The sequence below is a fragment of the Halomonas alimentaria genome (assembly GCF_009902005.1).
In the GTDB taxonomy this organism is placed as follows: Bacteria; Pseudomonadota; Gammaproteobacteria; order Pseudomonadales; family Halomonadaceae; genus Halomonas; species Halomonas alimentaria.
Map to the genome: position 1 here is coordinate 2,642,780 of NZ_WUTT01000001.1, position 13,340 is coordinate 2,656,119.

Annotated in this window: 7 protein-coding genes; 1 reads left to right on the forward strand and 6 read right to left on the reverse strand. The window is 67.2% G+C overall.

The genetic code is table 11. The annotated features are described in order from the left end of the window. Window positions 1-50: 50 nt before the first annotated feature. From GRB96_RS12530 to GRB96_RS12545, 4 genes are all read right to left on the reverse strand, one after another. Window positions 51-4,889: an NAD-glutamate dehydrogenase gene (locus GRB96_RS12530; RefSeq protein WP_161432454.1), complete on the reverse strand. Its 4,839-nt coding sequence runs from the start codon at window positions 4,887-4,889 to the stop codon at window positions 51-53. Window positions 4,890-5,056: 167 nt separating this feature from the next. Beyond that, window positions 5,057-6,184: a tRNA (uridine(54)-C5)-methyltransferase TrmA gene (trmA, locus tag GRB96_RS12535; protein WP_161432455.1), complete on the reverse strand. Its 1,128-nt coding sequence runs from the start codon at window positions 6,182-6,184 to the stop codon at window positions 5,057-5,059. A gap of 52 nt (window positions 6,185-6,236) precedes the next feature. Continuing rightward, window positions 6,237-7,013, reverse strand: coding sequence for a glutamate racemase (gene murI, locus GRB96_RS12540; protein WP_161432456.1), 777 nt, complete (start codon window positions 7,011-7,013; stop codon window positions 6,237-6,239). A 167-nt stretch (window positions 7,014-7,180) separates the two neighbouring features. Then, a complete protein-coding gene (locus GRB96_RS12545; RefSeq protein WP_161433114.1) occupies window positions 7,181-7,726 on the reverse strand; it encodes a hemerythrin domain-containing protein in 546 nt (181 codons plus the stop codon). 167 nt (window positions 7,727-7,893) lie between these two features. Between GRB96_RS12545 and GRB96_RS12550 the strand changes: the two genes are divergently transcribed. Beyond that, the gene (locus GRB96_RS12550; RefSeq protein WP_161432457.1) at window positions 7,894-9,234 is read left to right on the forward strand and encodes a replication-associated recombination protein A; all 1,341 of its coding nucleotides are present in this window, start codon (window positions 7,894-7,896) and stop codon (window positions 9,232-9,234) included. 101 nt (window positions 9,235-9,335) lie between these two features. Here the strand turns inward: GRB96_RS12550 and lolA are convergent, their stop codons facing one another. Further along, the gene (gene lolA / locus GRB96_RS12555; RefSeq protein WP_161432458.1) at window positions 9,336-9,965 is read right to left on the reverse strand and encodes an outer membrane lipoprotein periplasmic chaperone LolA; all 630 of its coding nucleotides are present in this window, start codon (window positions 9,963-9,965) and stop codon (window positions 9,336-9,338) included. A gap of 132 nt (window positions 9,966-10,097) precedes the next feature. Further along, a complete protein-coding gene (locus tag GRB96_RS12560) occupies window positions 10,098-13,319 on the reverse strand; it encodes a DNA translocase FtsK (protein WP_161432459.1) in 3,222 nt (1,073 codons plus the stop codon). Between the last annotated feature and the right edge of the window lie 21 nt (window positions 13,320-13,340).

Here is a 13,340-nt window from a genome sequence, read left to right on the forward strand (position 1 = left end):
GGAACCCCGCCTGATGGCGGGGTTCCTCGTTGGTGGTGAATGGAAAGTGCTCAGAGATCGCGGCTGCTCTCGGCCAGGTCGACCAGTTCGCGAACCGCCACGGCGAACAGCGGGAAGCCACCCTGGCCGCCGCTACCCACCTGCTCGAGCAGACGGCGCCAGCGCGCATGCATGGCATCATGCCGCTCGAGCCACTCGGCGACACGGGCCACGGCGTCGTCGGGCCCCGCCTCCATCTGCAGCACGCTGACCGTCAACGCCAGCTGCTGACGATCGATGTCGTCACGGAAGGTCTCGCGGGCCTGGGCCTGCCAGCTGTCGCGCACCTGCAGATCGGTGATCTGGCGAATCATCCACGGCAGCTCCAGGCGACTGCCGATCTCGTAGAACACCTCGGCCACCTGTTCCGGCACCACATCGGCCTGGCGTGCGGCCTGGATGATACCCAGCCCGGCATACAGGCTCCCGGCGGCCGCCACGCTGGACGCCAGTGCCTCGGGCACCCCGGCTTCCACCAGCTCGTCACGACGCGCCTCCCAGCTCTCGCGCTCCTCGCCGCTGAGGCGCTCGCCGATACCCTCGCGGATCGCCGCCAGGCGAGGCGCGAAGTAATCGATACACTCGCGGGTATCGACGCCGACGCGACCGCGCAGGAACCAACGAGTGGAGCGGCGGATCATCCGCATCAGGTCGAGCATCATCGAGTACTGCACGTGGCTCGGCACCCGGTTGTCCAGCGCCTCGATCTGCGACCAGATCTCGCCCAGCCCGAACACCTCGCGGGCAATGATATAGGCGCGGGCAATCTCGGCCCGGCCAGCCCCGGTGGAGTCGATCAGCCGGCGCACGAAGACGATGCCCATGTGGTCGACCAGGTCGTTGGCCACCTGGGTGGCAACGATCTCGCGCTTGAGGCGATGCTCGTACATCTCGTCGCGGTAGCGCTCCACCAGTACCCCCGGGAAGATGCGCTCCACATAGCGCACGATGACCGGGTCGTCGGGAACATCGGAGACGATTAGGTCACCCTTGAGCACGCTCTTGGCGTAGGAGATCAGCATGGCCAGCTCCGGCAGCAGCATGCCCTGCTGGTTGGCGGCACGCTCCTGGAGTTCCTCGTCCGCGGGCAGGAACTCGAGCTCGCGGTCGAGCTGACCGGCGGCCTCCAGCTCGCTGATGAAGCGCCGGAAGGGGCCGACCCCCTGCTGCGAGAGCAGCTCGGCGAGATCCAGGGCCTGGGTCTGGCGATAGTTGTCGATCAGCACCAGATCGCTCACCTCACCGGTCATCTCGGCAAGCAGCTGGTTACGCTGCTTGTCGGTCATATCGCCGCGCTTGACCACCTCGTCGATGAGGATCTTGATGTTGACCTCATGGTCGGAGCAGTTCACCCCACCGGCGTTATCGATGAAGTCGGTATTGACCCGCACGCCCCGGGCGGCGGCCTCCATGCGGCCACGCTGGGTGAAGCCTAGGTTGCCGCCCTCGCCCACCACCTTGCAGTTGAGCTCGCGGCCGTCGATGCGCAGGCCATCATTGGCCTTGTCGCCCACCTGGGCATCGGTCTCGTCGCTGCCCTTGACGTAGGTGCCGATGCCGCCGTTCCAGATCAGGTCGACTTCGGACCTGAGCATGGCGCTGATCAGCTCGTTGGGCGAGAGCCTGTCTTCGCGGACACCGAAACGCGATTTCATCTGCTTGGAGATGGGGATCGACTTGGCACTGCGCTTGAACACCCCGCCCCCCTCGGAGATCAGTGCGCTGTCGAAATCCTCCCAGCTGGAGCGCGGCATCTCGAAAAGGCGCTTGCGCTCGGCGAAGGTGGCCACCGCGTCAGGCTCGGGGTCGACGAAGATATGCAGGTGGTTGAAGGCCCCCACCAGTCGGATCTTGTCCGACAGCAGCATGCCGTTGCCGAAGACATCGCCGCCCATGTCGCCGATGCCCACCACGCTGAACTCGTCCTCCTGGGTGTTCACCCCCAGGCCGCGGAAGTGGCGCTTGACCGACTCCCAGGCGCCCTTGGCGGTGATCCCCATCTTCTTGTGGTCGTAGCCGTTGGCGCCACCCGAAGCGAAGGCATCGCCCAGCCAGTGGTCATACTCGGCGGAGATCTCGTTGGCGATATCCGAGAAGGTCGCGGTGCCCTTGTCGGCGGCCACCACCAGGTAGGCGTCATCGTCGTCGTGGCGCACCACGTCGCGCGGCGGCACCACCTCGCCCCCCTTGAGGTTGTCGGTCACATCGAGCAGGGCACGGATGAAGGTCTTGTAGCACTCGATGCCCTCGCGCTGGAAGGCCTCGCGATCGCCCTCGGGCAGCCGCTTGCAGACGAAGCCGCCCTTGGCGCCCACCGGCACGATCACCGAGTTCTTGACCTGCTGGGCCTTGACCAGGCCCAGCACCTCGGTGCGGAAGTCCTCGTGGCGGTCGGACCAGCGCAGCCCGCCGCGGGCCACCTTGCCGCCGCGCAGGTGAACGCCCTCGACCCGCGGGGAGCAGACGAAGATCTCGAAGGCGGGACGCGGCTTGGGCATGCCGGTGACCTTCGAGGGCTCCAGCTTGAAGGCGATATAGTCCTTGACGCCACCGTCCTCGCGGCGCTGGTAGTAGTTGGTGCGCAGGGTCGCCAGGATCAGCTCCATGTAGCGACGCAGCAGCTGGTCGTCGTTGAGGCTAGCCACCTCGTCGAGCAGCCGCTGGATGCGCTCCACGCAGGACTCCACCTCACCCTCATCGGGGCGGTCGGCGGGGTCGAAGCGCAGCTCGAACAGCGTCACCAGCTCGCGGGTGATCTCCGGATAGCTGGCCAGGGTGTTGGCCATGTAGTCCTGGGAGACGCCGAAGCGGATCTGCTTGAGGTAGCGGGCGTAGGCACGCAGCATCGCCACCTCGCGCCAGTCGAGGTTGGCGCCAATGATCAACCGGTTGAAGGCGTCGTTGTCCGCCTCGCCGGCCCAGATGCGCTGGAAGGCCTCGATGAAGGGCTCACGCATCTCCTGGAGATTGACCTCGGTGCTGGTGTGGTGCTCGAGGTTGAAGTCATGGATCCAGTAGCTGGCATCGGTGGCGCCAATCTCGTAGGGACGCTCGCCGATCACCCTGAGCCCCAGGTTCTCCATCATCGGCAGCACATCGGAGAGCGGGATCGGCGCATCACGGTGAAACAGCTTGAGGTTGACCCCGCTGCCCTCCTCCTCCACCAGGCGGTAGAGCGACAGCGACAGCGCGTCACCATCATCCAGCTCACCGATATGGTGCAGGTCATAGACCGCGGTGCGGGCACTGAAGTCGTCGCGGTAGCTGGCCGGGAAGGCATCGCGGAAGCGATCCATCAGGCGGTTGGCCTGCTCCTCGCCGAAGCCGTCGATGCAGGCGGCCTGGAGGTCATCGCGCCAGTTGCGTGCCAGCTTGGACAGCTTGGCCTCGAGGCGCTTGATGTCGTACTCGGCCGGGCGTTCGTCCTTGAAGCGCAGGATGAACTGGATGCGCGCCAGCACCGACTCCGAGAGGTAGGTATTGAAGTCGCCGAAGGTGGCATCGAGCTCCTCGCAGAGCATCTCCTGGATGCGCAGGCGCAGCTCAGTGGAGAACACGTCCCGTGGCACGAAGGCCAGGCAGGAGTAGAAGCGCCCCGGACGATCCTCGCGCACGAAGAGCCGCACACGGCGGCGCTCGCGGATGCTGAGGATGCCCAGCGCCGTCTGGGCCAGCTCCTCGGTATCGATCTGGAAGAAGTCGTCGCGGGGATAGACCTCGAGGATCTGCAGCAGCTGCTTGCCGTTGTGCCCCTTGGGGTTGAAGCCGGCGATCTCCATCACCGACTTGAGCTTGCGGCGCAGGATCGGCACGTTGCGCGGCGACTCGTTGTAGACGGTGGCGGTAAACAGCCCCAGGAAGCGATGCTCGCCGACCAGGTTGCCCTTGGCATCGTAGCGGTCGATGGAAATGTAGTCGGGATAGGTCGGCCGATGAACCCGGGCGTGGTGGGCACTCTTGGAGAAGCTCAGGAGCTCGGGTACCAGGACGTAATGGCCATCCTCGATACCGAGTTCGGTGCGGATACGCTCCCGATAGCGGGGCTGGTCAAGGCGGAACACCCCGAGCTCGCTGCCCTTGACCTTGTCGAGGGTCTCCTTGCCGCTCTTCTCCTTCACCACGTAGGCGTCGTACCCCAGGAAGGTGAAGTTGTCATGGAGCATCCACTCCAGGAAGGTGATCGCCTCGGCATGGTCATCCGGATCGGTCTGCGGTGGGCAGCCGGCACGTAACTCCGCCAGGGCCTCCTCGACCTTGGAACGCATGGGATCGAAGTCGGCCACCGCGGTACGCACGTCGACCAGCACTTCCTCGAGGCTGGCCTGCATCTCCTGCAGCATCTCGACATCGGAGTGGCGATCGATCTCGATGACGATCAGCGATTCGCGCCGCGCAGGGGCGGCGGGATCCTTCGGCGAGGTCACCTGCTTCAGGCGATGGTCGCGACCGCGCTCGGTGGCCAGCACGGCATTGTGAATGGCATGCACGGTGATGCCACGCCGGTTGAGCTCGATGCGCACCGAATCGACCAGGAAGGGCATGTCCTCGTGCAGCACCGCCACGAAGGTGTGGGGTGACTGCCAGCCGTGTTCCTCGAAATCCGGGTTGAATACCCGCACCTTGGGATCGGCCGGATCGAACTGCTGCAGGAAGTGCCACACCGAGAGGGTGGCGCCATAGACGTCGTCGAGGCGACGATCCTCAAGGTCATCCAGTGGCACGGCGGCATAGAAGTATTCGGCGAAGGCGCCGACAGCCTCCGCCTTGGCGGCGTCCAGCTTGGCATTCAGCCTCTCATGAAGCTGCTTGAGCAGATCCTGTCTGGCTTCGTCATTCGCAACGTGCTGCATCCATCACCTCGGCTACCGGCGGTCGCTGCTGCGACCGGAAGTGTTCGACACGGCCCCGGCGGGGCCCTGTCGCCAGCTTACGCGACTCCCGGAGCTCGACCCAGCCACTTGACGTTCTGCTCATGGAGCATGTCGGTTGCGCATTGCCAATCGCAGACAGGACTCCGTCACTCGCGTCGCTCGAGCAGAACACCGCACTCGCAGTGGTGGGTCCAGGGAAACTGGTCGAACAGCGCGAAGCGCGTGATCCGGTGGGTCTCGGTCAGGCGCTCCAGGTTGTTCGCCAATGTCTCCGGGTTGCATGAAATATAGACGATACGAGAGTAGCCGCTCAGCTGGCGGCAGCTGGCCTCGTCGAGACCGGCGCGGGGCGGGTCCACCAGCACGGTAGTGAAGTCATACTCGTCCAGGGCCCACTCGGCCACGCGGCGCCCACCCTTCTCGCCCTTGAGTGCCGCGGCGAACTCCTCGGCGGACATGCGCCCCACGGTGACGTTGTCGATGCGGTTGGCAGCCAGGTTCTCCCGGGCGCTTGCCACCGAGGTGCGCGAGATCTCGGTGGCAAGCACACGGCGGAAATTCTCGGCCAGGCCCACCGTGAAGTTGCCGTTGCCACAGTAGAGCTCCACCAGATCACCGTCCTGGCTGCCCCGGGTGACCTCTCTCGCCCAAGTCAGCATGGAGCGGCAGATCTCGGCGTTGGGCTGGGTGAAGCTGTTCTCCACCTGCTGATAGACGAACTCGCGTCCCTCCACCTCGAGACGCTCCCACACATGATCCCGCTCGAGCACCCGGCGCTGCTTGCGGGCGCGGCCGATGATCATCACCCCGAGCCGATCCTGCAGGCGCCGTGCCTCGGCCTCCCATGCCTCGTCCAGAGGGCGATGATAGATCAGGGTGACCAGAGCCTCGCCGGAGAGGGTGGTCAGGAACTCGACCTGGAAGAGCCGACGACGCAGCAGGTCGTTGTCGCGGATGGCGTCGAGCAGGCGCGGCATGAGGGCGTTGATCTGCCGGCTGGCCACCGGGTAGTCATCCAGGCGAACCACCGTCTTGTGCTTTTTCTTCGAGCCCTCGGCATCCCCCTCGGACTCCTGTATCTCAAACATGGCGTAGAAGAGGTCATCCCCCTCGTGCCAGATCCGGAACTCGCAACGCTGGCGATAGTGGCTGGGGGGCGAGGGATAGACCTCCAGGGCAGGCGGGGCGAAGCGAGCGAAGTCGCGGCGGATGCGCTCGGCCTTGGCCTCGAGTTGCTGGTCATAGCGGGCGGGTTCGACGACGGGAATGGCCAAGAAGCCTCCAGGGATACCAGTGAACAGGAAAAGGGGAACGGGTCCCGGACATTCAGTCCAGGTGCAGCAGCTGCGGGGCGGCGAAGCCGAAGCGTGCCAGGGCGCTGGCCAGGGCCGCGTCGGGGGCGGTGGCAAAGCTCGCCCCGGGGCCCGCTGCGGGCGCCACGCCAGCCGCCACCTGGGCCGTGCGCCGGGCGATGGCCTCGCTGGAATCGACCCAGGCCACCTCACGAGGGGCGGCAGCGGCCAGGGCGTCACGCAGCAGAGGAAAGTGGGTACAGCCGAGCACCACGGTGTCGAGCTCGGGATCCTCCCACAGCGGCGCCAGGGCCTCCTCGATCACGGCGGCATCGTGGGCCTCGCCGGCCAGGCGGCGCTCCGCCTCGCGCACCAGGGGGTCCGCCGCGATCCGACGTACCGTGCAGTCCGTGGCGAAGGTCTCGATCAGGCGCAACGTATAGGGACGCGACACCGTGGCGCTGGTGGCCAGCAGGCCAATGTGTCCGCTGCGGCTGAGGGCGGCGGCGGGCTTGATGGCCGGTACCGTGCCAACCACAGGGACCCGCAGCCGCTCGCGCAGGGCGTCCAGGGCCAGGGTACTGGCGGTATTGCAGGCCACCACCAGGGCCACACAGCCGCTGGTGCGCACGGCGGCATCGCACACCGCGAGGATACGCCGCACCAACCAGGCATCCTCCCGCCGCCCGTAGGGCAACATGGCGTTGTCGCAGGCATAGGCCAGGGCTGCCTGGGGCAGCCGCTCGCGCAGGGCGGCCACCACCGAGAGGCCGCCCACACCGGAATCGAAAACCAGGATCGGACCCGCCATCACCCCTCCTCCCGTCGCCTCGAGGACGGGGCGGGAAGGCAGGTGCCTGGCGGGGCAAGGAGGGTCGGATGGGACATGACAAGACGCTGGCCGATGAGATAGCCGAGCATTCTACCTCACACTCGGCGGCGAGCCGAGGCTCGCACCCGGCGTCTGGTCGGCGGCGCTCAGGTCACCGGCTCGGGGGCATCGCGCAGCTCGGCATAGAGTTCGGGGTAGGCCTCCTGCAGCCGTTCGAGCTGTGCCTGGGCACCCTCGGGCAGCGCCGCTGCCAGGGCCTTGAGGTCCTCGTCATTGAAGTTCGCGCGAATCAGCGGAAACAGCAGCTCGCGCTCGTCGCGCAGGTAGGCACGGTGGCTGTCCAGATAGGCCCTGAGGTCCTCGGCGAAACGATCCATTGGCACGACGGCATCCATCAGGATCATGTCAAGGTCGTTGGAGAGGCGCTTGAGCCGGGACTGCAACGCTCGATAGTCCTGGGCCAGACGCTGGGTCACCTCGGTGCTGGAGGGGTCCAGCTCGGAGAGTCGCTCCGTGCAGACCTTCTCGAGCGGACGGGTGAAGCCTTCCTGGTAGTCGAGTATGTAGTCGACGACCTCGCGGACCAGTTGAAAATTGGGACGCTCGCCGGCGGCCAGGGTCTTCTGCTTGAGCTGCAGAACGTGCAACATGCGCGCCATATTGGCATGATCCTGACGCAGCTGGGTCAGCATGGGCATGTCGGGCCCTCCTGTATGGTACATGGGAGAAGGCACTCTCCATTGGATGCGTCATCCGGGACAGGGTTCATCGTGGAGCCCGATAGGCCCCTCGACGCCTCCCCCACTCTAGCAGCCTGGCCGCCGGCCTGCTGCTTTTCGATCAACGCAAGGAGTCGCCCATGGATCTCTTCGCAAGCGAGCGTGACGACGATGCCCCGCTCGCCTGGCGCATGCGGCCGCGACGGCTCGACGACTATGTGGGACAGCAGGCGCTGGTCGGCCCCGGCAAGCCGCTGAGGCGCATGGTCGAGAGCGGCGTGGTGCGCTCGATGATCCTGTGGGGACCGCCGGGCACCGGCAAGACTACCCTGGCCGAGATCCTGGCCGCCGAGTCCGGCGCTTGCCTCGAGCATCTCTCCGCGGTGATGGCCGGGGTCAAGGAGATCCGCGCCGCCGTGGAGCGCGCCAGGGCCCAGCAGTCCCGAGGGATGGCGACCCTGTTGTTCCTCGACGAGATCCATCGCCTCAACAAGAGCCAGCAGGACGCCCTGCTGCCCCATGTGGAGTCCGGCCTGCTGACGCTGATCGGCGCCACCACCGAGAACCCCTCCTTCGAGGTCAACTCGGCCCTGCTCTCCCGTGCCCGGGTGCATGTGCTGACATCACTCTCCGAGGAGGAGCTGGTGGAGGTGCTGCAGCGAGCGCTGGCCGACGAGGCGCGAGGCCTGGGCATGCGCCGTATCCACGCCGAGGAGGGGGTGCTCGGGGTGCTGGCCCGGGCTGCCGCTGGCGATGCCCGCCGCGCCCTGGGGTTACTGGAGAGCGCCTGCGACTTTACCCAGGCCAATCCGGAGGGTGGCGAGACGCTGCGCCGGGAAGCCCTGGAGGCGGTGATCGGTCACCAGGCCAGCGCCTTCGACAAGCAGGGCGATCACTTCTACGACCTGCTGTCGGCGATCCACAAGTCGGTGCGCTCATCGCGCCCGGACGCCGCCCTGCTCTACATGGCCCGCTTTATCCAGGGCGGCGGCGACCCGCTGGACGTGATTCGCCGCCTGACCGCCATCGCCTCCGAGGATGTGGGCAATGCCGACCCCCGCGCCCTGCCGCTGGTGATGGCCGCCTGGGACGCCTACCTGCGCCTGGGTGATTACGAGGGCCAGCGCGCCATCGCCCACGCCGCGATCCATCTGGCGGTAGCCCCCAAGAGCAACGCCATCGACCGGGCCTGGCACCAGGCCAAGGCTTTCGCGGCTGGCCAGCCACAACTGGAGGTGCCGACCTATCTGCGCAACGCCCCAACGAAGCTGATGGAGAGCCTGGGCCACGGCCAGGGCTACCGCTATGCGCATAACGAGCCCCACGGCTACCCCGCCGGCAGCGGCCACGACTGCTGGCCGGAGGAGCTCCCTCGCCAGCGCTTCTATCGTCCCACCGAGTTCGGCCAGGAGAAGCGCTACGCCCAGATCATGGCGTGGCGGGAGCAGCTCGACGCCGAGGCGGACGAAGGCGACGAATAGCGCCGTAAGCTGGATAGCAGCCTAATGTGAATCGCCCCCATGGCAGGCCATGGGGGCGATTCTTCTTCCAGCTTAAGGCTTCGAGCTCCGGCCCAGCCGGGTCAGTGCGTATCGCGAATCACATCGGTGCCATCCGGGATCACAAAATCGAAGCGCGCATCCTCGATGGCCCGGTTCATCTGCACGTCGTGAAAGGCGATGGCCGTGCGCTGGCCAGTGCTGTCGAGCATCTGAAGACCAACCAGGCGTTCGCCTCGGAAAGTCATCTCCAGCTCCTCGAAGAGGGTGTCGGGGTCCTTCGGCAGCAGGCTGAAGCGCTCGGCGCTGCCCTGCTGGCTGCGTGTGACGTCGAAGCTCTCGACCAGCTCATCGGCGCTGCCCGAGAGCAGCAGGGCCGGCGTATGGGTCACCCGCTGGTCCAGCGCCTGGACGGTCGCCTGCTCCAGGTCGGGGTCGTAGAGCACGACATCCTCACCGTCGGAGACCACCAGCTGCTGATAGGGGGCATCCACCTCCCAGCGGAATTTTCCGGGCCGCGACAACCACATGCTGCCGCGCGCCTCCTGCAGCCGCTCGCCGCTGGCATCGAGTATCTGCTGCTCGAAGGTGGCCTCGTAGGTCTGCATCGGTTCCAGTATGCGACTGAGCCGCTCGGCGCCTTCGCTGGCGATCGCCGATAGCGGCATGGCAAGGCCAACGACAAGGGTGGCGAGGGTCTTCTTCACTGTCATGACTGTCTCCCTGGGCGGTTCCGGTAGATCCTGACACTCGGACCCCGCGTGCACCGCCGGGTTGCGTTCCCGACGGCGTGTTCATGGTAGCTGCATGGTTACATGACGCTGTCGCCAGATGACGACCGCAGGTTAGCCGCCGGCCGGCGGCGGTGCCAGCACCTCACGGGCACCATTGGTGCCCATGGTGGAGACCACCCCCGCCATCTCCATCGCCTCCACCAGACGGGCGGCTCGGTTGTAACCGATCTTGAAGCGGCGCTGCACGGCCGAGATGGAGGCGCGCCGCGAGTCGGTAACAAAGGCCACCGCCTCGTCGTAGAGCGCATCCTGCTCGGCGTCATCGCCATCCGCCCCTTCGGCCTCCAGCCCGGTGAGGGCCTCGGCGGAGACACCGCCGGAGAGGATCTCATCGATATACTCGGGCTCGCCGCGACGCTTCCAATCCTCCACCACCCGATGCACCTCATCGTCGTCGACGAAGGCGCCATGCACCCGGGAGGGCATGCCGGAACCTGCGGGCAGGTAGAGCATGTCACCATGGCCCAGCAGATTCTCGGCGCCGCCCTGGTCGAGGATGGTACGCGAGTCGACCCGCGAGGAGACCTGGAAGGCCATGCGGGTGGGAATGTTGGCCTTGATCAGACCAGTGACCACGTCCACCGAGGGACGCTGGGTGGCGAGTATCAGGTGGATGCCGGCGGCGCGAGCCTTCTGGGCCAGGCGGGCGATCAGTTCCTCGACCTTCTTGCCGACGATCATGAACATGTCGGCGAACTCGTCGATCACCACCACGATGTAGGGGAGCTTCTCGAGCACCGGCGGGGTCTGGTGCATCTCCCATGGCTGAGGCTCCCACAGCGGGTCCGCCACCTGGGCACCGGCCCGCTCGGCCTCATCGAGCTTGGCGTTGAAGCCGGCGATATTGCGCACCCCCATGGCTGCCATCAGCTTGTAGCGCCGCTCCATCTCGGCCACGCACCAGCGCAGGGCGTTGGCGGCCTCCTTCATGTCGGTGACCACCGGCGCCAGCAAGTGCGGGATGCCGTCGTAGACGGAGAGCTCCAGCATCTTGGGATCGACCATGATCAATCGAAGCTCGTCGGGCGTGGCCTTGAGCAGCATGGAGATCAGCATGGCGTTGACCCCCACCGACTTGCCCGAGCCGGTGGTGCCGGCGACCAGCAGGTGGGGCATCTTGCCGAGGTTGGCCACCACCGGGCCACCGCCGATGTCCTGGCCCAGCGCCAGGGTCAGCGCCGAGGCCTCCTGCTGGTAGCGGTCGGAGTCGATCACCTCGCGCAGGCGGATCATCGCCCGGTGCGGATTGGGGATCTCGATGCCCACCGTGGGTCGCCCGGGAATCACCTCCACCACGCGCACGCTCTTGACCATCAGCGAGCGCGCCAGGTCCTTGGCCAGATTGCTGATCTTGGAGACCTTAACGCCGGCGGCGGGCTTGATCTCGAAGCGCGTGATTACCGGCCCCGGCCAGGTATCCACCACCTCCGCCTTGACCCCGTATTCGCGCAGGCGGACCTCGAGGAGCTCGGCCATCTCGGCTAGCTGTTCGCCGGAGTAGTTCTGCTTCTGGGGTTCCGGCGGGGTGAGCAGGCGCAGGCTGGGCAGGTCACCATCGGGCTCGGGCAGGTCATCCAGCACCGGGCGCTGGCTCTGCAGGTGCTCCACGGTCCATAGCCGCATGCCCTCCTCCTCGACGGCCTCCCTGGCCTGCTCGGCGGTGGCCACTCGCGGCGTCTCCGGCTCGTCATCCTCACCTGCCTGCTGGGGCTCGGGCGGCTGGTGCAGCGCGGAGGCGTCGGGGTCCTGCGCCGAGGTCACGGCCGGCGGCACTTCGTCCTCCTCGGCCTCCTCGGCCACCGCCGGCTCGTCCCAGGTGAGCCTCGGCTCATCATCGTCGGTGCCGTCGCCATCGAGGTGGCCTCCGCCCAGGGCCGGCTCGCGGCGCTGGTGACTGGCCGACTCCGTCCTGTGGGTCGACGCCGCGGAGGCAACGGACCCGGCGGCCGGTTGCGCGTCCACCAGATCCCGATCGGCCGCCGGGGTCTCGTCGTCGCGGGTGGCCCTCAGGGCCGGCCCATGCCAGGCCGTTGCCGGCTCATCCTCATCGGGGAGCATGGGTTCGGGCACGCTCTCCGGCGCCCGTGTCGGCAGTACCTGCTCGCTCTCGGGAGCCCCGGCAGCGGAGGGAGGAGGCGTCGAACCGCCGGTTGCGGACGGCTCAGCGGCCGCATCCGCCGCGCCGGCAGTGGCGCCCTGGGTGGCGGCGCGAGCCATGCCTGCGGCAGTGCCCGCGGCGCCGGCGGCCACGCCTGTGCCGTCAGTCGTGCCACGAGGTGCGAGTGAAGCGGAAGTTGCCGCCGTTGCGGAAGATGCAGAACCCGCGGATTCACGCGCGGTATAGGCGGCGCCGGGCTGCTTGGCCGACGGTGTCCGCTCGGGCACTTCCCAGGGGATCTCGGTATTGCCGTCATCGCCGAAACCGGGCTCACGGCGTGATGCGTGGGCAGCCGTCGATTCGGACTGACCGGCGCGCCGCCCTGGCAGCAGGCGCTGCCACCAGCGCGGTCGATCGGTACCCTCCTCCGCCAGCGCCGAGTCGGCTTCGGCCTCCTCGGTGGCAGCGCTGCTGGCCGCCTCGGGCTCGGCAGGCGACGAGGCTTCCTGCCGAGTGAAGGCGAAACGCCCTGCCACCCAGCCCCACAGGCGCAGCGCCCCGCGGCCCAGCTCATCCATCACGCTGAACCAGGAGATCCCACTGAAAAGGGGAAAGCCGCAGAGCAGGGCCGCCAGCGCCAGCAGGCCGCTGCCGCCCACGCCTACCATGGGCAGCAGGGCCCCCACCAGGCCTTCACCGAGGATGCCCCCCGTGGAGTAGGGCAAGGGGCCCTCCGGACGATAGAAGTGCAGCGCGCCGAGGGTGGTGGTCCCCAGCAGCAGCAGGATCAGCCCACCGCCGCGCACCGCCAGCGCCGTGGCATCCCAGACCAGGCGAACCTGTCGGGAACGCAGCATCCGCCAGGCGGCAAAGCCCAGCATGCCCGGCCACCACAGGGCGCTGACGCCGAACAGCGAATAGAGTACATCGGCAAGCCAGGCGCCCACCGGGCCCATCCAGTTGGCCACTTCGGTCTCGGGGCCACTGCGCGACCAGCCGGGGTCGGCTCCCTCATAGCTGAACAGGGCCAGCAGCAGGAACACGCAGGCCGCCAGCAGCACGATCACCACACCCTCGCGCGCCGCTCCCTGCAGCTTCACCCCGAAGCGTTTCGCCGATTCCCTGGCGTTGGTCGCGCGATCTCGCCGCGACACGGTCTGCTTGTCGACACTCAACTGGTCATCCCCCTTGCGCCA